Here is a 26218-nt window from a genome sequence, read left to right on the forward strand (position 1 = left end):
ACTTGCTATCAGGATTTCAGTATTACAAAAAAATGGATCAAAATAATATTGTACTTGGAAGTGAATCTTCAGAAATCAATATCAAAGGCTTTCTGAGGAGGATTTGGGAAAACAAATTGTATTTCGCAATCTGTATCCCGGCTTGTATGGCTTTGGCTTACCTGTACGCAAAATATGCTCCTCCGACATATGAAGTGGCAACCAGTTTGCTGATGGACGTAAGTGCAAGCTCACGTACAATAGGTACTGACCCAAGTAGTGCTGAAGCAATTGGTACCATAGATGCAGAAAAGAACCTGGTCAATGAAATCGGCGTAATTAAATCTTTCAATTTGATTCTCAAAACCGTCGATGAACTTGGTTTTAATGTGAGCTACCATACGGAAGATGGCATGAAAAGCAGGGAAGAATATGGATACTTCCCTTTTGAAGTGATTCAAAACGAAACCAGTTCTCAAGCCATAGACATTATGTATAATGTTGAAATTCTCTCTGAGAGTGAATACAGACTGAATGTCAATTCCAATGAATTTTATGTGTACAATCCTGTTAGCAAAAGCTCCAGAGAAGTAAAACAGGAATTGGACTTTAGCGGGACCTATCAATTTGGCCAGGAAGTACTTCATGACTTTTTCCGCTTCACCATAAATAAGCCTTCTTACCGGGTCAGCATGGCTGAGTTTAAAGGCATAGATCTCTTTTTCTCTCTTCATAGTGTAGAAGATCTGGCACAGGGATATATAGACAAATTGGATGTCGCCCAAAGTGATCTACAGGGTAGTATTATTCAAATGATCATAAGAGGGGAAGTGGTTCAAAAAGAAATTGATTTTCTAAATGCCCTGACAAAAAATTACATTCAGTCCCAGTTGAATAGACGAAAAAGTGTCGGTTCCGGACAGATAGATTATATAAGAGAAAGTTTGGCTCAGGTTGGTGAAAATCTTAATACCGCTGAGCGTCAATTGGAAAACTACAGAAGGGACAAAGGAGCCATTGATATTTCTCGAACAGCCACTTTATCCCTTGACAGGATCAATGTCTTAGAAGGGGAAAGAGGTAAACTGGAATTAAATAATCTCTATTATAGATCTGTCCTGGAGGAATTAAAAGATACCTCTGGGATCAATAGTGTAGTCATGCCCTCTACACAGGGCATCAATGATCCTGTTTTAAATGACGCTCTCGTTGATTTGAGAAAAAAGTATGCGGAAAGAAATAGAAGTGCTCAATTCAAAGGGGAAAAGAGTATGGACATCATTTCTTTGGACAAAGAAATAGCTCAGGCCAGACAGACAATAGCAGATAATATCAATAGCCTGGTTAGACAATCCGAGTTAACCCTGGATGAGAAATCAAAACAGATAGGCCTGGAAAGCTCTAAACTGAGCCGACTTCCTTCTAATGAGAGAAATCTGGTGAAACTTGAAAGAGATAGAGACTCTTACTCCAACACCTATAATTATCTCAAACAACAATTGACCAAAATTGAGATTGCCCAGGTAAACGAAATGCCCGACACCCAGGTCATTGATACCCCGCGTATGCAGGGCGATGGTCCGGTTGCCCCGCAGAAAATGTTGATTTACCTATTAGGTCTTTTGGTAGGAATCTTCATACCGCTTGGCTTTATCGTAGTATCCAGTTCAGTAAGTGAACATATCCTGACTATAGATCAGATCGAAAGATATGCGGGCATCCCGGTTGCTTCCAGCATTGGACATTTTGGGATGGATAAATATGGAAAGATTATAGATGAGCATAAATGGAAACTGGTAGAATCCTTTCGCGACCTGAGTGCCAGCCTCCAATTCCTTCTTCCCAATAGTCAAAACAATATCATCGGGGTTACTTCAACTATCCCAGGTGAAGGAAAAACCTTTTGCGCTACAAATCTCGGGATGATTTTTGCCGAAGGAGGAAAGAAAATTCTCCTGGTAGATACAGACTTGAGGAATCCGAGTTTGGTAGAAGACATTGAGCGGGTGAAAGGGAAAGGTCTGGTAAATTACCTCAGAGGTGAGATTGAATTTATCAATGAGATCATCTATGAGCATGAAGAAATTGAAAACTTACATTATATCCCAACTTATCCAATAGATGGGAACCCACATAAACTCCTTACAAGCCCAAAACTAAAAACGATCCTGAATGATCTGAGAGATGAGTATGATTATATCATATTCGATTCTCCACCGATCGGCCTGGTTTCAGATTACTTATTGATATCCAAATACTTTGATATTCATCTCTTTGTAGTGAGAAGAAAGTATTCCAAACTGCAGTATCTACACGACATCGACAAGATCCGCCAGAGAGGAAATCTTCAGAACATGTACATCATTTTCAATGATGTTAAAGATGAAGCATTCAAGTACGGATATAACAATTATGAGTATCGCGATTCCAGAAAGATCAAAGACATAAAGAAGAAGATTCGAAAATAGAAATCGTGTTTATTTACGTTAATGGGAAATAAAAAAGGACATGCACTTGTCACTGGCGGTGCAGGCTTCATAGGTAGTCATCTTTGCTCAAGGATGCTTCAAGAGGGATGGGAGATCACAGTTATAGATAATCTGGATCCATACTATGATCAAACCCTCAAAATGGCAAATGTTAGGATCAATCAGGCTTTTGAAGATTTTCATTTCATTGAAGGGGATATCAGAGATGAAAGTTTATTGGCAGGATTAGATGAAAGTATAGATCTCATTGTACATCTGGCAGCAAAAGCAGGCGTACGCCCCTCAATCGCAAATCCACTTGAATACCAACTGGTCAATGTCAATGGCAGCCAGAATTTGCTGGAATTCGCCCGACAAAGAAATATCAAACAGTTCGTGTTCAGTTCTTCCAGCAGCGTATATGGAATCAATCCCAATGTACCCTGGAGTGAGAATGATCGGGTATTACAGCCCATCAGTCCCTATGCCAGCACCAAAGTCAGTGGAGAGTTGCTGGGACATGTCTACAGTCATCTGTATGACATCAGGTTCATAGCGCTACGCTTCTTTACCGTTTATGGCCCAAGACAACGACCGGACTTAGCTATCCATAAATTTGTGCACAAGATTCTCAATAATGAGGAGATCCCTGTATTTGGAGACGGAAGTACACGAAGAGATTATACCTATGTCATGGACATAGTCGATGGCATATTGAGAGCCGTGGAATACGATAAAAGCATGTACGAAGTAATCAATCTGGCTTCCGCCAGAACCATCAGCCTGGCCGATATGATTGCTGGTATAGAAAAAGTATTTGGGAAAGAAGCGATTATCAATCGCTTGCCAGAACAAGCGGGTGATGTACCTCAAACATATGCAGATATTGAGAAAGCAAAGACCCTTTTGGGATATGAACCCAAAACCAGTTTTGAAGAAGGTTTGACCAAATTCAAAGCCTGGATAGAGCAAAGCTCAATTTTAGCCTGACAGTTGCTAAAAAACTAAGAGAGACCTCAGATGGACGAACAAGTTGAGAAGGTCCCCCAGGGGCCTATAGTAGATGTAGAGTCAGCTATTCGCGATGCGATTGCTGCAGGGGCGAGTGATCTTCCATCTCCGGAGGAATTGGAATTCTCAACTGCTACTATGCTTGCCCTGGTAGCGATGTCTCTGCTCACTATTTATTTTGTATGGAAAAGCAAAGGCACACTTTTACAAAAGTTAATTGCTTTCCTCACTTGTCATTTCCTATTGACCGGTGAGTATGATTATGCCTATACCATACCGGCTCCGGGTTTTGAGTTCCAGCCCTCAAGGCTCCTGTTTTTTGCTTTCTCGGCCATACTTTTTGTCGATCATTTTTTCAAGCGAAAATTAAATAGTGAGAAAAATGATGGTCCAAAATCTTATGCCTGGTTTGAAATATGGCTCTTTTGCCTGGTGGTCTATAACATCATTTCCCAATTCTTTCACCTGGATGAATTGGAATTGAAAGAAGTGATTGTAACCAGTATGTATCAGTTATACATTCTGATCATCTACGTGACCATAAAAAAATATGCAAGCAAGGAATTGATGCGACTAATTGGAATCAGCATGATTTCAGGAGCAGTGATTGCCTCCTTTATAGCTATGTATCAATTTGTCATCGATCCACTCGCGATGCGGATCGGAGACTATAGAATTGCATTTGGCCCCCTTTTGAGAGCCAATGGTACCTTTACCAATGAATATTTCTATGCCTACTTTGTAATCATCGCCCTTTGCTGGACCATGATTTATGTCAAACGAATGATGCTTCGCAACATCCTGATGGCCATTTTTATTGTGGGAGTGTTCATTTCTTTTCAGAGAATGAGCTGGCTGATTTTGAGCCTGATCATGGCCCTCTATATTTTCAAAATCGCAAAAATTCGATATGATGTCCTCGCCTTCCTAAGCATTGGCGGCATGATTGTGCTCATAGCCATCAGCTTGATATTTTCCAGGCAAATCATGAACTCTACCCTGGTAAAACAACGGCTTTCTGAAAAGCCAGATGGCCGCCTGGGTTATTGGGGCATGGTGATGAATAATATAGGCAAGAGCCCTTTTGTAGGCTATGGAAGTACACAAACCAAGACCTATTTCAATGAAATGCTAAAGGTCACCCAAAGTAGGGAACGGGCCAGTGCAGCAGAAGGAGATTTGCATAGCGGATACCTATCAACGATGTTTTACTTTGGGATTCCAGCCTTCGTCTTTTTCGTTCTGTTCAACTTTAGTAGCATCATTTATTTCGGCAAATTATTGCCCAGGCATCAATTCTTTGCCATTCCTTTCCTAATCGCACTTCTCTACACAGTCGCAAACGGAACCAACACCCTTTTATTCGATAAATATATTTCACTTCCCCTTGCCATACATTTCGGACTGGCTATGGGAATTAGAAGACGGCCGGAAATCCTTCAGGAAATCGAGGGAAGCATTACTGTTAAACCTAAAAAAGTAGTACCAACAAAAGAGAGAGTTATTGAGAGGGTATGAATATTTTCCTGAAAATCAAAAAGCTGATCGGTGATGGACATGAGCGGACCGTTCGAGCAAAAAAAAACATACTCCTTGCAGTTTTATATAGAGGCATAGGCATTGCCGTTGGATTCGCGGTCTCTCCTTTATCCTTAAAATACCTCGACCAGACCCACTTTGGAATCTTTATTCTGATATCCGGACTCATGGACTGGACGGCTGATTTTGATATGGGGATAGGCAATGGGATGAAGAATAAATTTGGGTCGGCCGTTGCACGGGATGATGATGAAGAAGCAAAAGCCTATGTGAGTACAGCTTATGGGGCGCTTTCCGCAATTTTTGGCTCCCTGGCAATCATTTTTGTCTTTGCCAGTTTCTATATTCCCTGGTCCACGATCGCCAATACAGATCCGGGCATGGAAAGCGAAATACGCATGCTGGCAATCCTGGTTTTTGCAGCTTTCGCCCTCCGTTTTGTAACCGCCCTGATCTACGAAATATTCAATGCCCTCCAACAAACCGCAAAAGTTGACCTCTATAATACCGTCACAAAAGTCGCTTTTCTTCTGGTTTTACTGGGCTTAATCTATTTTACAGAATCCTCCCTCGTCCTTTTTGGAGCAGCCAAAAGCTTTACATTTGGCATAATCCCCATGCTTGTAGGCGTTTATTTTTTCCGGGGAGAACTCCGAAAATATGCACCTTCCCTCAGGTATTTAAAGAAAGACTACTTAAAAGCTTTACTCAGCCTGGGAGGTATGTTTCTGGTGATCAGGATTGCCATGATCATTATCTATGAAACCAACAATATCCTGATTACCCAATTGATCGGGGTGGACTCTGTGATCATTTATTCTGAGCCCTATCGCTATTTCAGTATTCTCCTCATGTTTTTTGTGATTGTCACCAATCAACTCTGGTCCGCATATATAGAAGCTTATGAAAAAGGGGACAGAGAATGGATGGATAGTATCATCAAAAATCTTGTTAAAATATGGTTGGGCACAGTCGCACTTGGGGGTGTCATGGTCTTATTATCCGACTTTGTTTACTACTACTGGATCAACAAATGGCTGGAACCAGACAAGGTGATAGACTTTCCTTTTATGGTCTCGGTTTTTATATGGATTTCTGTTTGTATGACCAATTGGGTAAACGTCTTTAACCTGGTACTCAATGGGACCAGTAAGATCAAATTACAAATGATCGCGATGATCTCGGCAGCCATTTTGAATCTGCCTCTCTCCTATTTCTTTACAAAAACGCTGGAGATGGGAATGCTTGGCATCATATTAGGAACAATTGTAAGTCTTATCCCTAATGCTATCATAGCTCCGATACAGGTGCGAAAGATTCTCAATGGAAAAGACAAGGGGATTTGGTCTAAATAAATAATATTCATTAGCCATAATCGCATTCATTTTAGCGCATAGTAAAGAGAATGAAATCAAAGAAGTTACATGTTGTCCAGGTAGGAGAAACGCATGGGTTTCCGGTAGGGATGGCGGCGATCGAAAAAATTCGCCTGATTGGGATAGCCCTGCTCTCTGCGAATGTGGACGTTACTGTGATTTCCAAAAAAGGATGCTTCTATCCGGATGAAGGCCAAGATTTCCCCCCTAGTGGCAATCACCAGGGAATTGAATATGTGTATACAGTTGGGTCTATTCATCGGCCAGAAGGATTCCTGAAAAGAAACCTGAAAAAGATTGATGGCTGGCTAAAGGAAATCGCCCTGCTGTGGAAGTACAAAAGAGCAGGAAGACTGGATGCTGCTATCGTTCATAGCATGGAGTTTAGTGATATTTTCATATATCGTATCCTGTCTATCGTTTTGGGATTCAAATTTCTCTATCCCTATGTAGAATTGAATTCCTCACTACCTCAAAGAAATAACTTCCTGGAGAGGACCCAGGATTATTTGCTGGAGAATATAGGGCTCAGAATGCCGGATGCTCTCTTACCCATCAGCAATCATCTCATTGATTTCTTAAACATAAAAGGGGTAAAGAAGCCTATACTGAAGGTTCCAATCATTGCCGAATTCTCTCGTTTTGAAATCCCCAAAGAAAGAAATGAAGATAAGTACTTTCTCTATTGTGGAGCAGCTGAATATTCAGCAGTTATCCACTTTATTCTGGAGGTTTTCGAGCAATTAGATAATAAAGATCACTATCTCTATCTGGTTGTAGGCGGACAGGATGAAAGCAAGGAGTTGATCAAAGCTCGGATTGCCGAAAGTCCTGTGAGCGAAAGGATAAAATTCTTTACGAAATTACCCTATGACAATTTGGTACAAAAGTACCTCAATGCTAAAGCATTGCTCATACCCTTACGCTTCAATATTCAGGATACCGCTCGTTTTCCTCATAAAATAGGAGAATACCTGGCCTCCGGAAATCCTATGATCAGTACAAATGTTGGAGAAGTGAAACACTACTTTACCGATGGAGAAAACGCACTGATTTCAGACTCCTATGATCCGGAAGCCTATAAAGAAAAGATGCAGTTTGTCATAGATGAACCCGAAAAAGCCAGGGAAATTGGAGCAAATGGGAAAGCTTTCGGCAAAGCGTCTTTCGACTTTCCGGTATTCGGCAAGGAGATAAAATCCCTGATCTTATCTATTTAAGCCTAACAGACAGAAAAATAAATTCGAATGCCCGGAAGCTTCGGATTCTTCGATAATATCGAAATGCAAGTAATTCCAGGCTAAATCTTAAACAAAAGTGCTGATGAGTGCCGAAAATTACCAGTTGAAACATGCTGAAAGTGAAATATGATTTTTCGGGTTTACCTTATGAGCAAGGATTAGGCAAATTCAGTTCTTTAGGTATTAGGATAGGAGGGAAAATGCTGCGGCTTATAGAATTATTATCAACATCTTATTGAGGATGAATTATGATTCATATCGAAGCGCATTCAACATATTCCTCCTAATGGATTCAGTCAAGCTGAACGCTCAGGACAATGTATGCTTTGTCCCGGGATTTTTTCATTTGAACTGTCCGGATTTTGAAAGCCTATTGAAAATTTGATTAAAAAAATAAAAAAAAAGCATAGAGAAATATATGTGTGGGATTTGTGGAACATTGCACTTCGACCCTGCCTATCAAGTCCAAGAATCTGAAGTTAGACGGATGGCTCATCCAATCATCCATCGTGGACCAGACGATGAAGGATTTTACCTCAACAATAATATTGGACTTGGATTTCGCAGGTTAAGTATCATCGACCTTCATAGTGGTCACCAACCTCTCACCAATGAAGATGGGACCATCTGGATCATCTTTAATGGAGAGATATACAATTTCAAAGAGCTCCGCAAAGATCTTGAGGCAAAAGGCCATAGATTTAAAACCCATACAGATACGGAAACCATCGTTCATCTCTACGAAGAGTACGGGACCGATTGTGTAAAGAAGTTGAGAGGAATGTTTGGCTTTGCCATTTGGGATGACCGGCATAAGAAACTTTTCTGTGCAAGAGATAGATTTGGGATCAAGCCTTTCTTCTACTACCTGGATGGAAGCAGATTTCTCTTCGGCTCTGAGATTAAAAACATCCTTCAGGCAGATGATGTTTCTCGCGAAATAGACATCCATGTTATGGACTATTATCTCACCTATGGATATACCCCCATTGATGAGACCATCTATAAAAAGATCAAAAAACTGGAACCGGCACATACCCTCGAAATAAAAGCAGGAGGAGAACCGGTGATCAAACGATACTGGGACATCAATTTCGAGCCCGATGATAGCATCTCAGAAGATGAGTGGTGTGAGTTGATTGAAAACAAACTGAAAGAATCCATCGAAATGCGCATGGTCAGCGATGTGCCTTTAGGGGCATTTCTGAGTGGGGGAATAGATTCCAGTTCCGTTGTGGCCCTTATGTCTCAATTTTCTGAGCAGCCGATCAAAACTTTCTCGATCGGATTCAAAGAAGCGGCATTCAACGAACTTCCTTATGCCCGTGATGTAGCCGCCATGTATAAAACGGACCATCACGAGAAAATCGTAGAGCCGGAGTCTATAGAACTCTTGCCCAAACTGGTAAGCGCCTATGATGAACCTTTTGCTGATTCATCGGCTATCCCGACTTATTATGTCTCCAAGTTCGCCAGAGAATACGTGACTGTGGTTCTTTCAGGGGATGGAGGAGATGAATTATTTGCGGGCTATGACCACTACCCTATGGCTCACAAAATCCAGAAGTACAATATGCTCCCGGATGCCATCAGTAAAAATGTATTCGGTGCCCTTCATAGAGCCATTCCAGCCAAGGTAAAAGGAAAAGGAATCACTTATTACCTTTCCCGACCCAAGGATAGCGTGAGTGCTTATATCTCAAAATTTCACCAGACAGAACGGGAGAAACTATATAAACCCAATTTCTGGAATGCAATCAAAAACAATCCTTCTGAATCCTATAAGGAAGAAATCCTGCGCGCAGGAAGTTCAAAGGACCTCATTTTCCAGATGCAGGAGCTGGATATGCGCACCTGGCTGGTAGATGATATCCTGACGAAAGTAGATAGAGTAAGTATGCAAAACTCCCTGGAAGCCCGGGTTCCAATTCTGGACCATGAGTTTGCAGAACTGAGTTTTAAAATACCCACTAAATATAAACTGAAAGGAAAATCCACGAAATACATTCTCAAAAAAGCCATGAGAAAGTATTTACCCGATTCTATCCTTTTCCATAAGAAGCAGGGCTTTGGAGTTCCCTTGAAGTTGTGGTTCAAAAGCGATCTGAATGATTATATGAATGATCGCCTTATGTCTAAAAATAGCCCACTATACGAATTCCTGGAACCTACTTATGTGAAAAAGATCATTCATGATCATCAAACGGGAATGAGAGATTTCAATTTCAAAATCTGGACCCTCTTATTTCTTGATGAATGGTTGAATCAACAGCCAAAGTCTTAAGGAAACAAGGTCTAGATGAGGGAATATAAATTCCTCAGGAGACCCACAGGAAACTGAAAATCCTTTCTCCGGAATAATGGAGATAGTATAAATGAGATAAAGCTGCGGGGCAACTCGCAGGAGTTCTTTCTAAATATGAGCCAATTCGCCTATCGACAAGCTTTTGCTTTCGAAAGAGAGCAGATTTCTTGTAGAGGCGAATTTGCGCTCATACGGTTGTAGCAAAACCTGCAATCCTCAAAAATTGGCGGATATATCCGCAGACATATAGATACTTGAGAATTTTCCAATGAAGCTTTTATTGGCTATAGACAATTTGAATCGTGGCGGAAGGGAACGTAGAATGCTGGAATTAATCAAAGGCTTGCTTCGTACGGGTTCTTATCAAATTACGCTAGTCGTTTTTTCGGATAGGCTCCACTACAAGCAGGTCCACGAATTGGATATAGACTTGCAGGTATTGGTACGGAAGCCTAAAAAGGATCCTAGAGTATTCAGGAAATTCTACAAAATCTGTCGAGAATTTAAACCCGACCTCATACATACCTGGGGCGATATGTCGACCATTTATGCCATACCAGCCGCCTTCTTTCAGGGAATAAAGTTGGTAAACGGAAGTGTGGTTGATGCCCCCAAAGATGCAGGCTGGAAACGGGAAGAATATTCCAGAAAAAGAATTGCGCTTCCATTTTGTGAGAAGGTTGTCGGAAATAGCCAGGCGGGTCTGGATGCTTATGAGATACCTGAGGAAAAAGCTGTTTGTATTTACAATGGATTTGACTTTAGTCGATTGAATAAGCTTAAAGACCGGGAAGAAATTCGTACAGATTTTGCAGTAGAGGCTAATAAGGTTGTAGGCATGGTAGGTGCTTTTTTCGATAGGAAAGACTACAAAACCTATGTAGCAGCTGCCAAAATAATACTCGATGCGGGCCATGATGTAGCCTTCCTTTGTGTAGGAGGGGGAAAGAATAAACAAGCTGTATTTGATTCCATTGAAGAAAAATACCGTAAAAACATAATATTTACCGGTTCGCAGGAAGACGTAGAATCCCTCATCCACATTTTCGATATTGGTGTATTATCTACCAATTCCGATGTACATGGAGAAGGGATTTCAAATGCGATTTTGGAATATATGGCGCAGGGGAAACCGGTAGTAGCAACCCTGGGAGGAGGCACCCCTGAGATAGTCCTGGATGGCAAAACGGGTTTTACTGTTAAGCCGAAATCTCCTCAGGAAATGGCAGATCGCATTATGCATCTCCTCAACAATCCCGAACTGGCACATGACATGGGAGAAAAATCCCGTGAAAGAATTAAAAATCATTTTAACCTGGCCCATATGACAGAAGTCTATATGGACCTATACAATAGTGTACTAAATCGCGTAAATGATTTCAATACTCATCAACTCGCTGACTGAGGGCGGTGCTGAAAAAGTTGCGTTAACCTTGCTGGAATCCTACCTGAAATCCGGAATGGAGGTGGAATTATTGTGTTTGGAGAAAAAAGACTTTTATCAAGTCCCGAAGGACGTAAAAGTAACCTACCTCAGTGAGGAAGATGAACCTTCTTCTCCTCTCTTAAAACTCATTTCCATTTTCGTTGCAGCCAGGAAGTTGAGAAAGCATGTCAAGAAAAATGGCGTAAAACTCGTGCAGAGCCATTTGATTCGGGCCTGCTATGTGAATGCCCTTTCGCAGGTGCTTGGGTCCCGACATAAAAGTCAGGGAGTCAATCACATGATCATAGGTACAAATGCAAAAGGAAAGATCAATCACTTACTGATCAAATACCTTTTTGCCCGTCTGGATGAAATCATTTCTATTTCTGAAATGATGAGAAGACATTGGAACAATCGTTTTGGATTTAAAAACGAGCACAATGTCATTCCCAATCCTCACAACCTTGATGAAATCAGAAAAAAATCAAAACCGGAATCGGAGGTATTTAACTTCGATCCTGAGAAAAAATATCTACTCTTCGCGGGGCGTCTTATTCCCCTGAAAAGAGTGGGAGAAATCATAGAAGTTTTTGCCAAGGTAAGAGAACTGGTGCCCAATGTAGAATTTATTGTATTGGGAGATGGGACAGAAAGGGCAAATCTGGAGCAGAAAGCGGCAAAGCTGAATGTCTTACCCTATATACATTTTATGGGTCGGGTTCAAAATCCCTATCAATACATGGGTCGTTCGGATATTTTTGTCCTGAATAGCGAGACAGAAGGACTTCCCAATGTCCTGATTGAAGCCATGGCCTGTGGAACGCCTATCGTATCGGCGGATTGTAATTCAGGCCCGAGGGAAATTCTCCAACCTTCTTCTGATCCAGGCAAATTTCTCAAGGATAGTGTAGAAGAAGCGGAGTATGGCCTATTGGTTCCTGTCGCTAATCCAGAGTCCCTGAGAAAAGCGATCCTGCAATTACTATTCGACGATGAAGTAAGGGCGCATTATCAAAAACAATCGCTTAAAAGAGCCGAGGATTATGAAGTAGATAAGATTACCAAAGAATATGTAGAATCCTTTGAAGAATTAATGATCGCCAGATAAGACAATGCAAAAGAAACACATAGCCATTTTTGGGGTAAAGTATTTCCCTTCCCGGGGAGGTACCAGCCGCGTGGTTGAAAACTTGCTGGAACATCTGACAGAACATTTTGAGTTCACGATTTACTGCTATAAACATCCCGATGCAGCTTCTCATATGGAAGGGGTAAATGTGGTAGAGTTTCCGGAAATCAAGATCAAAGGAATCGGTGTATTTCTCTATTATTTCAGATGTTGTATGCATCTTTTGTTTAAAGGGAAATTCGATCTGGTTCATATCCATAAAACAGACGCAGCCTTTTTCATTCCTTTTATTTCGAAGAAAGCTCCCTGTATAACAACTTCTCATGCCCTACCCTATATGAACGATAAATGGTCCAGATTGGGGAAGACTTATTTTCATATGGTAGAAAGGATTTACATGAAATCTAATACCATCCAAACTTCTATCGCCAAGCCTCAGGCAGACTATTATGAGGAAAAATATGCGAAACCAGTAATCTACATTCCCAATGGAGTAGAGCCTGGGCCTTCATTCGACCCGGCTGAAGCTGATGAATTGCTAGCTCAACATCAGGTAGAAGGTGAATACTTATTATTTGCAGCAAGGCGAATCATTCCCCTAAAAGGCCTCCACCACCTCATAAAAGCTCTGAATCAGATGAAATTTACGGGTACACTGGTAGTAGCTGGAGAAGATGATCAATTGCCGGAATACACAAAACAACTGAAAGAATCCGCAAAGGATTTAAAGATAAAATTTGTGGGGTATGTGGGCTCCAGAACATTGCTGAGTGCCCTGGTAAGCAAAGCCAAACTCTTCATTTTTCCTTCTGAAATTGAAGGAATGTCCATGATGTTATTGGAAGTGGGAAGTTTGGGTACCCCCATGATCTGTAGTGATATTCCGCAAAATCAGGCTGTCCTGAGCGGAGAAGAAGTCCTGTACTTTGCAAGCCAAAATGCAGAGGACTTAAAAAAGAAGTTGGATTTTGCCTTTGAGAATCCAACTGCAATGGCTGATATGGCTGATAGAACCATGGAAAAAGTGGCTAGTGAATATGCCGTTTCCAAAGTAGTACAACAATACGTAGACCTTTAATAAGCAAAACCTCTATCCCTCGCGAACATACGCGAAGGCCTGATTCATGAACTCTCATCTCCAGAAAAAGATTATCTCCTATGCAGCCCCGATTATGTCGGGACTAGGCATTCACAAATTATTTTCCCCCATCTATTCTGGTATAGGGAGTATCCTTATGTTTCATCGAATCGTGGAGCCAGGAAATCAGGCTCGTATTCATAATCACGAAAGCCTTGAGATCAGTCCTGAACATTTGCGTTCAACGGTGGCATTCTTCAGAAAAAGAGGATATAAATTCTATTCTTTGGATGAATTCCATAGCCGGATGCTTTCCGGACAGCTAAAAGAGAAATTCGTTCTACTGACCTTTGATGATGGTTATCTCGACAATTATGAATTGGCTTATCCTATTCTCAAAGAATTGGAAATTCCCTTTTGTATTTACATAACCACCAATTTCCCGGATCGAAAAGCCATCCTTTGGTGGTATTTACTGGAGGATATGTTGAGAGAAAATAAGCAGATTCAATTCAGCTTTGAAGGGAAAAACTATGATCTCCCTACGAGCAATCAACTGGAGAAAGAAGAAGCTTTTAGCCTTATCCGCAAATTGATCACTCAGCGTTTTGAGGCAGAAACTTATGAGCAGCAATTGAAGGAGGTTTTTCAGAACTATCAAAGCGATCTCTTTGCCTATGCAGAAAGCATGGCGATGAGTTGGGATCAGATCAAAGAGCTCGCGAGCGACGAATTGGTAACGATCGGGGCACATACCGTCAATCACTTTCCTTTACGGCAATTGAAAGAGGAAGAACTGGGACCTGAGATTATGGATTCCAAACGGATTATAGAAGGGCATCTGGGAAGTTCGGTCGATCATTTTGCCTATCCTTTTGGAAAAGCTCCGGAAGCCGATCAAAGGGAATTTGATTTTATCAAAGATGCCGGTTTTAAAACAGCCGTAACAACACGCATGAGTAATATTTTAGCGGGACATGCCTCTCATATGGAGGCCTTGCCCCGAATCAATATAAATCGGGTAAGCACCGATTCCGTTCTTAAATTACAGACAGGAGGCATGTTGCCCTTTGTCGTTCACAAAGGAAAGAAATTAGTTACCACCTAATCATGGATGATCCTATCCGCTTAGGGCTTCTCCTCGATTCATGGACCATCGAGACCTGGAAGTTCCGTCTGGTACAAAAACTCCTTTGCCTGGATTTCCTTAACCTGGTATCTGTTGAAGTAAGAGGGAAAAGAAAGAAAAATAATTCTATCCTTTCCCTGCATCGAAAAATAGATAAAAAAATATTCAAGCCGTCTGTAGATCCTATGGAGATGCAGGACGCAGGATCCTTATTGAAAGACCTATCTCAATCCAAAGAAGATGAGCTAGAGGTATTGATATATTTGGGAGATGATGAGTTAGACGAAAGTTACCTTGATAAGGCGACATTTGGACTCTGGTCGATGATCCACTTCAATAAAGACTCAGGTCCCATACCCATGCCGGGCTACCGGGAAATCCTGAGGAAGGACCCTCATGCGGTGTCAGCCATTCTCGTTAGAGACAAAGGCAATCCCAAAGGGCGGATTATCCAAAAGTCCTGGTCGCGTATAGATGCAAAATCTATCACCCGAACCCAGGAAATGATTTATGCCAAATCCATTTCTCTTATCCCTCGAAGTCTGGAAGCGCTCCATGAGCAAAAAGCCCTTCCGATAGAGATTGATAATAGTGATATCCCAAATGGCAAGATCAAAACTCATCCCTTTTTACTTGGAATAAACGGTTTCAAACATGGAGGCAGAATAGCGAAAGAACTGTTTCAAAAAGCTACAGGCAGAGGTCAGTGGTTTCTCATGTATAGCTTTGAAAATAGTCTTTGGAACAATGGACAGGAGTTTCTGCCCATTTTTCCTCCCAAGGAAGCTTTTTGGGCCGATCCTTTTGTAGTTGAACGGAATGATCAATACTATATCTTCTTCGAAGAACTCCCTTATGAAAGCAATAAGGGACATATTTCCTGTATGCGGCTCAATATAGAAAGTGGAGAACCTGAAGAGTCCTTTGTAGTACTCGAAAAAGAGTATCACCTCTCCTACCCTTTTATATTTGAGTATGAAAGGGATCTATACATGATCCCCGAGTCATGCGAGAACCGGAGCATAGAACTCTATCGATGCAAGGACTTTCCAGGAGAATGGGAGTACCTGGGAAATCTGATGGAAGGGGTAAATGCCGTAGATACAACCCTCTTTTTTTACCAGGGATACTGGTGGATGTTTTCTTCTATTGCCGAGCATGAAGGTGCCTTGCATGATGATGAGCTTTCCCTTTTCTATGCGGACACTCCTTTAAGCAGAAACTGGACACCACATCCGGCCAATCCCATCGTATCAGATGTTCGTAAAGCTCGCATGGCTGGTAAAGTCTTTCGCCATGAAGGAAAGATTTACCGACCTGCTCAAGATTGCAGCGGACGCTATGGTCGAGCCTTTTCTTTCTATGAGATAGAAGAATTGAACCCAGAGACCTATCGAGAAAGACTGGTAAGAAATATCCAGGCTGATTGGAACCCGAAGTTTACGCGCACGCATACCTTCAATCGCGAGGGAGGCTTGAAAGTCATAGATTCTTATCGCCGGATTTCAAAATGATCAGTTATCACTGATTTTTTCCAGATTTACCCTCACATTCTTGTGATAGGGGGTTTTGGCAATAGGATCACAATGATGTGCAGAAGTTAGTTCATTGGTTCTGGCGCCAATCTTTCTATAGTCATCCTCCTCTCCTTCATAGACCAGGCCATACCCATTCGGCATGGATAATACCCCCGGTTTGGCTTCCTTCACCAGACGAGCCAGGATCTTTACAGAACCTACTCCATTGAATAAACGAACGGTATCTCCGTTTTCAATGCCATACTTCTCTGCATCGACAGGGTTTATTTTCAAGTATCCTTCCTGGTCGTTTTTCCTCCACTCCGGATCCCGAATTACCGTATTGGCATTATATGTTCTCCTCTCCCCAGCAATCAAATTGAAGGGATAAGCTGCTTCTTCGGCCTCGATCTTTTTTAAGGTTTCCGGTAGATCGTCCAACCATTCTAATAATATCGGAATGTGAAGATGAACCTTCTTGTCTTTATGCGCGATCAATTGCCAATGCTCATGTTCATATTTATGATTGCTGAGAACTACGCCAGAGGGACTATTGATTATTTTCTGAAAGATCTTTTCCCCCAAAGCATCTCCTTTTCCCTCTATCCCGGCATTGTGAATGGCTTCTGGATACTTTTGGGCATACATATGGGAAGAAAACCACATAAATGCGGCATCTCCTGTTTCATGAGGCATATGTTTTCCCAAAGTTTCGCGCATAATAATGATACCATAATGTTTCCACTTGGGATTCTCATAAAAGGCCTTCATCAATGCCATTTGGAAAATTCCTTTAGAAGGATCTTTGCGATCTGCAGCAGCGGCGGCTTCCAGTTCCGGAAAGGATTCTGGAATTTCCCCCATTGCCTTCATAAGTCTAGTATGAATTTCGGCTTCGGCTAAGGTCCCTTCCAGGGGTTCAAATATCGGCCTTCTGATCTGAGCAAAATCACTCTTAAAGAAGGTAGCTTCAATTTTTTCAAATTGACTGCTGGCAGGTAGCACATAATCCGCTACCCGAGCTGTTTCTGTCATGGCAATATCGATCACAACCATCAAGTCCAGCTTTTTATAAGCCTCTCTTTGACGAGGAGCATCTGCATAGGAGGAAACAGGATTTGCACTTTCTACAATCAGCGCTCTATGTCTTTGGGGATGATCATTATCAATTTCCAGGGGCAATACATTGGGAGGAAATAGACCTGCGATCTGGCGGGTCTTGGTTACATGGGTAGTTAAACCGCCTTCTTCAGGATCTTTAGAATTCCCGATCAAGGGGAAAATCCAGGTAGTGAGGCTGTTGGTGCCATGCTTGCCAAAGTTCCCGGTAATGAGAAATAGTAAGCGTTTAAGGTATGCATTGAGCGTACTATTGTAACTCATTTCTATCCCCAAATCTGAGCGTATGGCTACTGTTTTCGCTTTGGCCATATCTCTGGCAACCTGTCTAAGCATTTCTACAGGCACCTCAGAGATCTCAGCATAGGCTTCAACATCTATTTCCATGAAATGCTGACGCGTATCTTCAAATCCTACCGTATGCTTATCCAAAAAAGCTTTGTCCTCCAGCCCTTCCTGTAAAATGACTGCCAGCATAGCCGACATCAAAAATGCATCCCGTCCCGGCTTAACCTGCATGTGAATATCTGCCTTCCTGGCCGTATCTGATACACGGGGATCAATGACTACCAGACTTCTCTCTTTATCCCGATAGATTTTATTTATCACATTTCTAGCCTGCTCTACCCCATGTGCCTGCATGGGATTTGCCCCTATAATCAACACATATTCAGCTTCGTGGATGGGCTCTTCATACATCGCATTTTGCTTACCAAAGAGTTTTCCGTGTACCCAGAAATTTCCTGTTTTTTCCTGAGCTATAGCCGAATAGAAATAGGGAGTTCCTAAAGCTTTTCGTAGAGCTGATGCATACATCCCGGGAAAGTGATTTCCCTGTCCGCCACCACCTGCATAGGCGATGGTGTCTCCCCCATGCTTTTCTTTGATTTCAAGCAATTTTGCAGCGATCTCTGAGATTGCTGTATCCCAGCTAATCTCTGCATAGCTTCCATCTTCCTGCCTTTTCAAAGGGCTTTGAATACGCTTACCATTCTGATAATAATTCAAACGAGTAGCTTTATTACAGATATATCCCTGAGAAACCGGATGATCTTTATCCCCTAGTATTTTGGTGAATTGCCTTTCTTCATTTACATGGATTTCAAGACCACAGTTGACACTACAAAGGATGCAAGCGGTTTTATGGGTGGTAGTAGGCATAAAGATTAGTTTGAGAGTACAGTAAACACGATAGCTGAGTTCTAATTTAAAACCTTGTATCCATATATTCAATTTGTACCCTCAATTTTTCCCTTAAACTGGTTTAAGTAATATTGATTCTCTTCCTTTCACTGATACAAAAAAAGTACACAGGCCTGTTCAATATCCCGATTTGCTATATTCATCAGCCTGAACATATTGCTAAATCAAGCCGTTACAATAGCTTACAAATATCAATTTCTCCCATTAATATAGAAATCATTGCTTTCTTAGTATCTTGCCTGAAATTGCTCCTATGGAACTTGTGGAGTTGACTGCATTGGCGCTTGCCCCGGTTGTATTTCTTTTCACTTATGTTTACCTGAGTGATAAGTATGAGCGTGAACCCCTAATTTACCTGGTCATCACTTTTTTCCTGGGAGTTGCCACAGCCCTCCCGGTAGTTTATATCGGAGGCTATCTGCAGCAAATTACCGGTCTCTCTCCAAGTCATGACTCCAATTTCGAACTTTTCCTCTATACCTTCTTCATTGTAGCGATGACAGAAGAAGGGATGAAGTTTCTTGTTTTGAGGTTTTATAACTATCCCCATGAGGAATTTGACGAACCTTATGATGGCATCATGTATGGAGTAGCTGTCTCTCTGGGTTTTGCTGCCATTGAGAATCTGCTTTATGTATTTGAAGCAGAAGGAGATGGATTTGAAATAGGCATACTTCGAATGTTTACGGCTGTCCCGGCACATGCCATGTTTGGGGTATTGATGGGATTCTTTGTGGGCAAAGCAAAGTTTCTCAAAGACGGCAAAGGAGCGCTGGGAACTACCATGTTGGGCTTGTTCAGTGCCATGTTTTTTCATGGAGTTTATGATTTCCTTTTGTATCAGGAATCCGAATACCTGACCTTGTTTGCCTTCATCGCATTGGCAGTAGGAATAATTCTGGCGAAAATTGCGATGCATACCCATGCAGAAGATTCGCCCCACAAATTTAAAGGTCCCTGGAATCCCTAATCGCCTTTTCCTATTATGTCCCTGATTGCTCCTGAAGATCTCAAGTCTTTCCTAGATCAACAACATGACAGATATAATACGCCTGACTTCATATTAGAAGATCCGGTGTCTATTCCGCATGAGTTCAGCAAGAAGGAAGATATAGAAATCTCGGGCTTTTTTTCCGCCCTGATTGCCTGGGGCAGAAGAGATATCATCATTCGCAATGCTCGTAAACTTATGGAGCGCATGGAATGGGCGCCTTTTGATTTCGTTTTGAATGCAGAAGAGGAAGAACTGGATGCTTTATCTGATTATGTTCACCGTACTTTCAATGGCGAAGATTTGAAAGCCTTGATTTTGGGATTAAGAAGGGTTTATCAGGAAGAAGAAGGTTTGGAAGGTATCTTTAGCAAGGGCATTAAGGCCGAGGATAGCGATATCGGCCATGCCATCATTCATGCCAGAACAGTTCTCAGTTCAAGTGAATCTTTCCCCAAAAGAAGCCACAAACATCTGGCGAATCCAGCAAAAGGTTCTTCGGCCAAACGGATCAGTATGTATTTACGCTGGATGGTCCGCAAAGACGATAGAGGAGTTGATTTTGGCATCTGGGAAGGTATTCGCATGGATCAACTGATTTGCCCTCTGGATGTACATACGGGAACCATTGCCCGTAAACTGGGGATTCTGCAGCGAAAACAAAATGACTGGAAGGCAGCATGTGAATTGACCAATGCACTTAAAGAATTTGACCCACAGGATCCGGTCAAGTATGATTATGCTCTATTTGGATTGGGCGCTTATAATGAGCTTTGATTTCCAATTACCCTCTAAATAAAAAAGGTCATCTCGAAGTTTGATTGAGCGTGGAAGGTAGCGCTGAGAGATCGTGTATTCTTTTTTCCCAAATACAAGCTTTCTCCGCACTCGGTCCATCGCACATCCGAGCCTCGAAATGACCGATTGATTTATTCTTTTATTACCTAAGGCCTGCGCAACTTAAAAATCAAAGTCGCATTCAAACCTGGATGGTCTATCTGACGGATCAATAAAGGATCAGTTGCTGTTGCTCCGGTATTGATAGATTCACTAAATGGGGTGAAGTCCGTGGTACTGAAATAGACCTGAAAATAAGGTTCCAATGAAACCAAAATTTGCTCAGTAATTTCAAAGCGGAACGGAGCAATGATCATAAATCCAGCACTCCAATCATTGGTTCTTTGAACCAAATCTCCATCCTCGACAAAGTTTGCTGCATCAAAGAGTTCTGCTTTTGATTCCAAATGAGTTGCATTCAAGCCCGCTCCGATCATAAAATCTCCTCTTCTTCCCAGGGGAATCAATTTACTTATCAATTGAATACCGAAAATCTGTCCGCTCAATTTAGTATCTGCCACCTGCGCTCCATTGGTAGCATCGGTGAATCTTGCATCCCCTCTGTTCTGGAAGGTCATGAATTGTAAACGGATGTCACTTCTTCTCCTATGAATCGCGAATCCTCCGGTATAGCCACCCGTATATTTTACTTCATCGAAAGCCTGACTTACATCAGCCCTATTGGTGTTGAAAATATCCAAAGCCAGGTTATATGGCCTCGGGTTGAGGATATTGTACTGATACCCTAACTGGATGGAAAAATTGGTTCTATTGATCTGGCCATAGGTATTTGTAGCGGCGAAGATCATCAGAATTAATAAACAATAACGAAAGTAGTATTTCATATGTTAGTTTTATTTGCTGCAAAATAGAGAAATATTCAGGAAGGGAAGGTATTGAGGCTGACAATTTATCTTCCTACTAAATGCCTGTGATTTCTGCAGACTTTACAAAGCCTACCACATCTATACCGACTCCCAGAATTCTGACTTTTGTCCAGTTCCCGGAAGCTTCCAGAATTTCCACTTTGGCTCCTTCATGTAGCACCAAAAGGTCTTGATCTCCAGAGGGTGCATTTTTTATGTAAGCAGTGCTTTCTGAGATGATTCCAAACTGTGTATTGAGTTCCGATTTTTGTCGGGCGAAACTCAGGCTTGTACTGATCAATCCTAAAAGAAGAAGTATTAAGCCCCCGAAAAAGCCTATCCTTTTGGCTGCCGAAACATTTACAAAAAGAAAAACAGCTCCTGATATCAAGGCAAGCCAGAATAAAGCTATGGAAACATAGGCCCATTGACGTGAAGAAAGTCCCTGGTAAAAGTTTTTGGTCCAGGAAACCAACATCAGTTCAGGTAGCGGATCAATGTTATCAATTACCCTCAGATTGGCCATACGCAAATTGTGCTTGGCGTCCTCGAAGGTAGGATTGATCCGTAAAGCCCGTTCGAAATTCAAAATAGACTCTGCTACATTTCCAAACTTATAATGAGCATTGCCCAAATTATAAAAGAGGAAAGCAGATTCTTTTCCTTCCTTGACGATGCCCTCATATAATTCTATGGCTTGATCATAAGCTTTATTTGCATAGGCTTCATTAGCCAATTCAAATTGACTATCAGGATCAACTGCCCACAAAATAGCGGGCATCAGCATCAGGAGGAAAAGATAGATATGTTTGTTTATGCCTTTCAAAGTCTTTGTATAAGGTTTGCCTTATGCCTGTAATTCCTTTTCCAATTTAACGATCAATTCCAGGGCTCTGTCATAGGTTGCCTGCATCCCCACCTCTGCGGAAGAGGGAGCGAATATCGCAAACTCGCAATGATCCATAATGGCTTTCAATTCTTCCACAGAGCTGCCACTGGCTCCTTTCTCCTGCAACATACTGGAAACCTGCTCACGAGAAAGATCTGACTGGCCAAGTGCCAGTTTATCACCCGCATATCCCCAAAGAACCCTGCTAACTTCATCAAAAAAGGAACGTTCATTGGAATCTTTGATATACTGCTGGGCAGTTGAGAGTCTTTTCTTTGCCTGTTTACTGGCCTTTTTGCTACGGGTTCCTACCACATCTGCTTTTTGGTCCTTACGGCGTTTATCCCAAACAAGGAGAATGAGAAAACCTAAAAAGGGCGCAAGCAATAATGCCCAGAATCCACCCGAGCCCAAAAAGAAGGAATCTGTATCAACGAAACCGGCTTGACTCGTACGTATATGTCTAATGTCCTGCCCCAGCAATTCCACATCTTCTTTATTCAGATTTCTTCCCTGAGAGCTGATTTCAGCAGGAGCATCTCCGGTTACAGTTAAGGGAAAGCGTTCTTTGCTTAGGGTCTTGTATTTTCTGCTTTTAGGGTCGAAAAAGGCAACCTCAACTTTGGGGATCTCATAATCTCCCGGTATCCTGGGAATGATGAGGTAGTCGAAAGTTCTTGATCCTGTTAATTTACCTCCCAAGCGAGAAACTCTTTCTTTGGTTTTGGGATCATAAACCTCAAAATCAGCCGGAAAGGTCAATTTGGGTGGCTGTATTTTTGGCAGATTACCTTCGCCACTGTACTTAATGCTTAAGGTAACGGCTTCACCCGCATCCACAGTATCATGATTCAGGCTTACATCCATGCTCAGTTTTCCTACCAATCCACTAAAGCTTGCAGGTTTACCGGCAGGTAATGCATCTACATCTATACTGATGGGCGTATTTTTTGCCAGAAATTTATAGTTCTCATGTCTCCCAAATGGAGATTGAAACAGATCATCCAAATCTGCAAATGGATCCAGGGGATCTCTTTTTCTTCTCGTCCTTTGCTTTGGAATAGGAACGATCATAGAGACTGTGAGGGGATCAATTTTCAGCTTGCCTGACTTTTGAGGAATAAGAATATCCTGTTTCAAAACACTGACATAGAAACGTCGGTTCTTTACCACTTCCAATGCAGGCTGAGAATTCTTCAGATCTACCTTTTCTGCCCAAAAGCCTTCATAGCCCGGAGCTTCTTCCAATTCGAGGCTATTGAGTCTACCCGCTATTTCCGGAGCGTGATAGAGCTTATAGGTTACAACAAACTGATCTCCCTGGTAGAGTTTCTTTTTGCTGACAAATGCCCGCAGGAAGATCAATTGTTTCAGTTCTGCTTCTATTGCCTGTTGACGATTTGCTGCGCCTGCTGCATTTGTATTATTGGAAGCTTGCGGAGCATCTGTAACCGTAATCGTAATGGGATTTGTTTTGTATGTTTTGCCCTGTCTGTCAGTTAAAGTAGCTGCAGCAATTTTGTAAGTTCCCTTTTTACGGGGAGATAATACAAAATTGTACATGACCGTTACAGATTGAGAGATTTTGCCTCCCACATTTTGATAACTCTGTTGAGTTGAAGTTGAGGGGCCCATGACGATCTGAAAACCATCGAATTTGGGATAGCTGATCGACTGAGCTTCAATATTTTCAGCTTGAAAACTCAATTGGAATCGCTCGTTAACCGCCATTTTGTTCTTTCTAATGGCAGCACGAAAATTTTGGGCAGTTACCTCCACAGATGAAAGTAACAGGAGGGAACTTATGAGGAAGAATACGTAATGGATCCTTTTCATGTCTTATTTATTCTTTAGGATCTGGGCGAAAACTCCGGCCAAATCCTGAGCGGCTTTCATGAGTTGTTTTCTTCTATGTTCCAACTCAGCTGCTCCCTGTGTATCTATCAAGCCCAACCAATAATTGGTAGTAAGGGCTTCCTGGCCGCATTCCTTAATGTTCAATAGGTAAGTCGCTTTATTGGGGGCGGTGGTTGCAGCAATATAACTTGCACCCACTTTGCCAGAGGCTCTTACCAATTGTTTCAGGTCTTCGACATTAGAGACAGTCATTGGTATTATTTTACCAAATTCTCTAATAGCTTGAGCAAATTGGAATGTGTGGTTTTCTAAAGTTTTTGTGTCGGCGGCCATAGTTTTTCTTAATGCCTTTCAAATGTTAAAGCTTCCCTTCTGGTAAAATCTTTACCTCTTAACGAAAAAAGGTCGCCTATCTTTTTATCAAATAACAATCATTTTTCCCTTTTTAATTTCTTTTGACCAAAGACTACTACCAGTCTTTTTCAGAAGGAACTTTCTTTTTCGGAGCTTTTTTCTTCTGAATTTTCTCCTGCAACTTTTCTTCCTGATTTTTAAGCATTTCCAATAACTGCTCGGCCTCTTCCCGTGTCATTTCATTGGCAGCCTTTCCCTGATCCTTTTTCATCTCCTGGGGTTTACCATCCTCATTTTTATCCTGCTGTTGTTCTTTCTGCTGCTGATCCTTCTGCTGCTGGTCCTGCTTCTGTTGATCTTCATTTTCTTGTTGCTGATCCTGGTTCTGGTCCTGATTCTGATCCTGATTTTGCTGCTGCTGCTGCTGTTGTTGCTGCTGAAGCTTATTCAGGGCATACATCAGGTTGTATTTGGTATCATTGTCCTGAGGATTGTTGCGCAAGGCATTCTTATAGGCCTCTACACTTTCCTTGTACTTTTCCTGAGCCATATAGGCATTGCCCAGATTGTGATACGCTTCTGATCGCAGCGCTTTATCATTGGCCAATTGAGCAGCCATATCAAAATAGCGGGCAGATTCTTCGAAATTTTTCTGTTCGTATAAAGCATCGCCCAGATTAAACAAGCCTTTCTGGCTAGCAGCATTCTCTCCGATTGCTGCCTGGTATTTTTCTGCTGCCGAAGCATAGTCTTCCGACTCATAAGCCCGGTTTCCCTGTCTTAGATTCGATTTTTCTCTATCGATCAATTGAGCGAAACTTGTATGGGCAAAAAGGGCCAGGATAAGTATGCTAAATATATACTTCATCATTTATGTCTTAAATATGGTCCAATCCGTAAAACGGACATTCCTTCTTTCCGAGATAAAATATTCGAGGGTCAATAAGAGGATGGCAAAGCCAAGAAACCACTGAAACTGATCTTCATAATCCGCAAACACCCTTTCTTCAAACTCTTGTTTTTCCATGGTATCAAATTCTGCAACCAACTCATCTACTTCTCTTAATCCTTGCTGTAAATGAAAGTATTCTCCTTTGCCTTTCACAGCCACCTCTTTCAACATCCCCTCATTGAGTTTGGTAAATACAACTGATCCCTGACGATCCCGCTTAAAATCTTTATCGCCATTTCTGTTATAAACCGGAATGGGGCCTCCACGGCTGGTCCCGACTCCCATGGTATGGATGACGATTCCTTTTTCGCTTACCTCTTCGGCAGCCAGAAGCGCATCACCTTCATGATTCTCTCCATCTGAGATGATCAAAATTGCTTTGAATTTATTGTCTCCCGTTCCCAGTCCTTTATCTGCTATCCGGATAGCCTCACCAATGGCAGTTCCCTGGCGGGGAATCAAACGAGGACTCACTGTTTTCAACAAGGTCTGGGCAGCAGCATAATCAGAAGTAATCGGCACTTGTAAAACGGCATTACCTGCGAAGGAAACTATGCCAATTCTATCACCGGGCAATTCATCAATCAGGCGCTTCACAAATAATTTGGCTCTTTCCAGGCGATTGGGCTTCTCATCGTCTGACAACATGCTATTGGAAACATCTACAGCAACCATCAGATCGATTCCGCTCCTTTTTACTTTCTCATAACTTTTCCCCAATTGAGGATTAGCCAGAGCAATCACAAGAGAAGTATAAGCCAGAGCAATGAGCGCAAATTTCCACTGATGCTTAAATTCAGGTTTCCCTGGCATCAGTCGGCTTACCAGGCTCGACTCACCCATATTGGTAATAGCCTTTTTCCTTCCCCACATAAATAGGAGAAAGAATCCCAACAAAGGGATTAATCCTATCAGGAGGTATAAGGCTTCTATATGTTGAAATCTTAACATA

At 41.9% G+C, this 26218-nt stretch carries 20 protein-coding genes; 13 read left to right on the top strand and 7 right to left on the bottom strand.

Annotated elements, in window-relative coordinates:
- The first annotated feature begins 32 nt into the window (after positions 1–32).
- The 11 genes from R8P61_13325 (at position 33) to R8P61_13375 (ending at position 16195) form a co-directional block, all read left to right on the top strand.
- Positions 33–2447, top strand: a complete 2415-nt coding sequence (locus tag R8P61_13325) for a polysaccharide biosynthesis tyrosine autokinase (protein ID MDW3648042.1) — start codon at positions 33–35, stop codon at positions 2445–2447.
- 21 nt (positions 2448–2468) lie between these two features.
- Positions 2469–3437 carry a GDP-mannose 4,6-dehydratase gene (locus R8P61_13330; protein MDW3648043.1) on the top strand — a complete coding sequence of 323 codons (969 nt, stop codon included), beginning with the start codon at positions 2469–2471 and terminating at the stop codon, positions 3435–3437.
- A 30-nt stretch (positions 3438–3467) separates the two neighbouring features.
- Positions 3468–4976: an O-antigen ligase family protein gene (locus tag R8P61_13335; GenBank protein ID MDW3648044.1), complete on the top strand. Its 1509-nt coding sequence runs from the start codon at positions 3468–3470 to the stop codon at positions 4974–4976.
- The gene (locus tag R8P61_13340) at positions 4973–6352 is read left to right on the top strand and encodes an MATE family efflux transporter (protein ID MDW3648045.1); all 1380 of its coding nucleotides are present in this window, start codon (positions 4973–4975) and stop codon (positions 6350–6352) included. Before R8P61_13335 ends, R8P61_13340 begins: the two co-directional genes overlap by 4 nt.
- Positions 6353–6402: 50 nt before the next feature.
- Positions 6403–7593, top strand: a complete 1191-nt coding sequence (locus R8P61_13345; GenBank protein MDW3648046.1) for a glycosyltransferase — start codon at positions 6403–6405, stop codon at positions 7591–7593.
- Between the two features lie 439 nt (positions 7594–8032).
- Positions 8033–9898: an asparagine synthase (glutamine-hydrolyzing) gene (asnB, locus tag R8P61_13350; GenBank protein MDW3648047.1), complete on the top strand. Its 1866-nt coding sequence runs from the start codon at positions 8033–8035 to the stop codon at positions 9896–9898.
- Positions 9899–10187: 289 nt separating this feature from the next.
- A complete protein-coding gene (locus R8P61_13355; GenBank protein ID MDW3648048.1) occupies positions 10188–11324 on the top strand; it encodes a glycosyltransferase in 1137 nt (378 codons plus the stop codon).
- Positions 11293–12453, top strand: coding sequence for a glycosyltransferase (locus R8P61_13360; GenBank protein MDW3648049.1), 1161 nt, complete (start codon positions 11293–11295; stop codon positions 12451–12453). The genes R8P61_13355 and R8P61_13360 overlap by 32 nt, the downstream gene beginning before the upstream one ends.
- Positions 12454–12457: 4 nt before the next feature.
- Entirely contained in the window at positions 12458–13552 is a 1095-nt protein-coding gene (locus R8P61_13365) for a glycosyltransferase family 4 protein (protein ID MDW3648050.1), read from the top strand.
- Positions 13553–13598: 46 nt separating this feature from the next.
- A complete protein-coding gene (locus R8P61_13370; GenBank protein MDW3648051.1) occupies positions 13599–14660 on the top strand; it encodes a polysaccharide deacetylase family protein in 1062 nt (353 codons plus the stop codon).
- A 2-nt stretch (positions 14661–14662) separates the two neighbouring features.
- A complete protein-coding gene (locus R8P61_13375; GenBank protein MDW3648052.1) occupies positions 14663–16195 on the top strand; it encodes a hypothetical protein in 1533 nt (510 codons plus the stop codon).
- Here R8P61_13375 and R8P61_13380 read toward each other — a convergent pair whose 3' ends face one another.
- Complete coding sequence (locus R8P61_13380) at positions 16196–18478, bottom strand: molybdopterin-dependent oxidoreductase (protein ID MDW3648053.1); 2283 nt, start codon at positions 18476–18478, stop codon at positions 16196–16198. It lies immediately after the preceding gene.
- Positions 18479–18773: 295 nt separating this feature from the next.
- On the opposite strand from R8P61_13380, the gene R8P61_13385 reads away from it, so the two are divergent.
- Both R8P61_13385 and R8P61_13390 read left to right on the top strand, forming a co-directional pair.
- The gene (locus R8P61_13385) at positions 18774–19490 is read left to right on the top strand and encodes a PrsW family glutamic-type intramembrane protease (GenBank protein ID MDW3648054.1); all 717 of its coding nucleotides are present in this window, start codon (positions 18774–18776) and stop codon (positions 19488–19490) included.
- 15 nt (positions 19491–19505) lie between these two features.
- Positions 19506–20288: a TIGR02757 family protein gene (locus tag R8P61_13390; protein ID MDW3648055.1), complete on the top strand. Its 783-nt coding sequence runs from the start codon at positions 19506–19508 to the stop codon at positions 20286–20288.
- 167 nt (positions 20289–20455) lie between these two features.
- Here R8P61_13390 and R8P61_13395 read toward each other — a convergent pair whose 3' ends face one another.
- The 6 genes from R8P61_13395 to R8P61_13420 form a co-directional block, all read right to left on the bottom strand.
- On the bottom strand, positions 20456–21193 hold the full coding sequence (locus tag R8P61_13395) for a hypothetical protein (protein ID MDW3648056.1): 738 nt from the start codon (positions 21191–21193) through the stop codon (positions 20456–20458).
- Positions 21194–21269: 76 nt separating this feature from the next.
- Positions 21270–22040 (bottom strand): tetratricopeptide repeat protein, encoded by a 771-nt coding sequence (locus tag R8P61_13400; protein MDW3648057.1) that lies wholly within the window; start codon positions 22038–22040, stop codon positions 21270–21272.
- A 21-nt stretch (positions 22041–22061) separates the two neighbouring features.
- Positions 22062–23939: a BatD family protein gene (locus R8P61_13405; GenBank protein ID MDW3648058.1), complete on the bottom strand. Its 1878-nt coding sequence runs from the start codon at positions 23937–23939 to the stop codon at positions 22062–22064.
- Positions 23940–23942: 3 nt separating this feature from the next.
- Entirely contained in the window at positions 23943–24212 is a 270-nt protein-coding gene (locus R8P61_13410; GenBank protein ID MDW3648059.1) for a hypothetical protein, read from the bottom strand.
- Positions 24213–24429: 217 nt separating this feature from the next.
- Positions 24430–25185 carry a tetratricopeptide repeat protein gene (locus R8P61_13415; protein ID MDW3648060.1) on the bottom strand — a complete coding sequence of 252 codons (756 nt, stop codon included), beginning with the start codon at positions 25183–25185 and terminating at the stop codon, positions 24430–24432.
- Positions 25186–26217, bottom strand: a complete 1032-nt coding sequence (locus R8P61_13420) for a VWA domain-containing protein (GenBank protein MDW3648061.1) — start codon at positions 26215–26217, stop codon at positions 25186–25188. It abuts the gene before it with no gap.
- Position 26218: the final 1 nt, after the last annotated feature.

It is taken from the genome of Bacteroidia bacterium, from assembly GCA_033391075.1.
Classification (GTDB): domain Bacteria; phylum Bacteroidota; class Bacteroidia; order J057; family J057; genus JAWPMV01.

Coding starts and splice junctions, on each gene's coding strand:
- R8P61_13325 (MDW3648042.1), top strand. CDS start 33: ATGGATCAAAATAATATTGTACTTGGAAGTGAATCTTCAGAAATCAAT.
- R8P61_13330 (MDW3648043.1), top strand. CDS start 2,469: ATGGGAAATAAAAAAGGACATGCACTTGTCACTGGCGGTGCAGGCTTC.
- R8P61_13335 (MDW3648044.1), top strand. CDS start 3,468: ATGGACGAACAAGTTGAGAAGGTCCCCCAGGGGCCTATAGTAGATGTA.
- R8P61_13340 (MDW3648045.1), top strand. CDS start 4,973: ATGAATATTTTCCTGAAAATCAAAAAGCTGATCGGTGATGGACATGAG.
- R8P61_13345 (MDW3648046.1), top strand. CDS start 6,403: ATGAAATCAAAGAAGTTACATGTTGTCCAGGTAGGAGAAACGCATGGG.
- asnB (MDW3648047.1), top strand. CDS start 8,033: ATGTGTGGGATTTGTGGAACATTGCACTTCGACCCTGCCTATCAAGTC.
- R8P61_13355 (MDW3648048.1), top strand. CDS start 10,188: ATGAAGCTTTTATTGGCTATAGACAATTTGAATCGTGGCGGAAGGGAA.
- R8P61_13360 (MDW3648049.1), top strand. CDS start 11,293: ATGATTTCAATACTCATCAACTCGCTGACTGAGGGCGGTGCTGAAAAA.
- R8P61_13365 (MDW3648050.1), top strand. CDS start 12,458: ATGCAAAAGAAACACATAGCCATTTTTGGGGTAAAGTATTTCCCTTCC.
- R8P61_13370 (MDW3648051.1), top strand. CDS start 13,599: ATGAACTCTCATCTCCAGAAAAAGATTATCTCCTATGCAGCCCCGATT.
- R8P61_13375 (MDW3648052.1), top strand. CDS start 14,663: ATGGATGATCCTATCCGCTTAGGGCTTCTCCTCGATTCATGGACCATC.
- R8P61_13380 (MDW3648053.1), bottom strand. CDS start 18,478: ATGCCTACTACCACCCATAAAACCGCTTGCATCCTTTGTAGTGTCAAC.
- R8P61_13385 (MDW3648054.1), top strand. CDS start 18,774: ATGGAACTTGTGGAGTTGACTGCATTGGCGCTTGCCCCGGTTGTATTT.
- R8P61_13390 (MDW3648055.1), top strand. CDS start 19,506: ATGTCCCTGATTGCTCCTGAAGATCTCAAGTCTTTCCTAGATCAACAA.
- R8P61_13395 (MDW3648056.1), bottom strand. CDS start 21,193: ATGAAATACTACTTTCGTTATTGTTTATTAATTCTGATGATCTTCGCC.
- R8P61_13405 (MDW3648058.1), bottom strand. CDS start 23,939: ATGAAAAGGATCCATTACGTATTCTTCCTCATAAGTTCCCTCCTGTTA.
- R8P61_13410 (MDW3648059.1), bottom strand. CDS start 24,212: ATGACTGTCTCTAATGTCGAAGACCTGAAACAATTGGTAAGAGCCTCT.
- R8P61_13415 (MDW3648060.1), bottom strand. CDS start 25,185: ATGATGAAGTATATATTTAGCATACTTATCCTGGCCCTTTTTGCCCAT.
- R8P61_13420 (MDW3648061.1), bottom strand. CDS start 26,217: ATGTTAAGATTTCAACATATAGAAGCCTTATACCTCCTGATAGGATTA.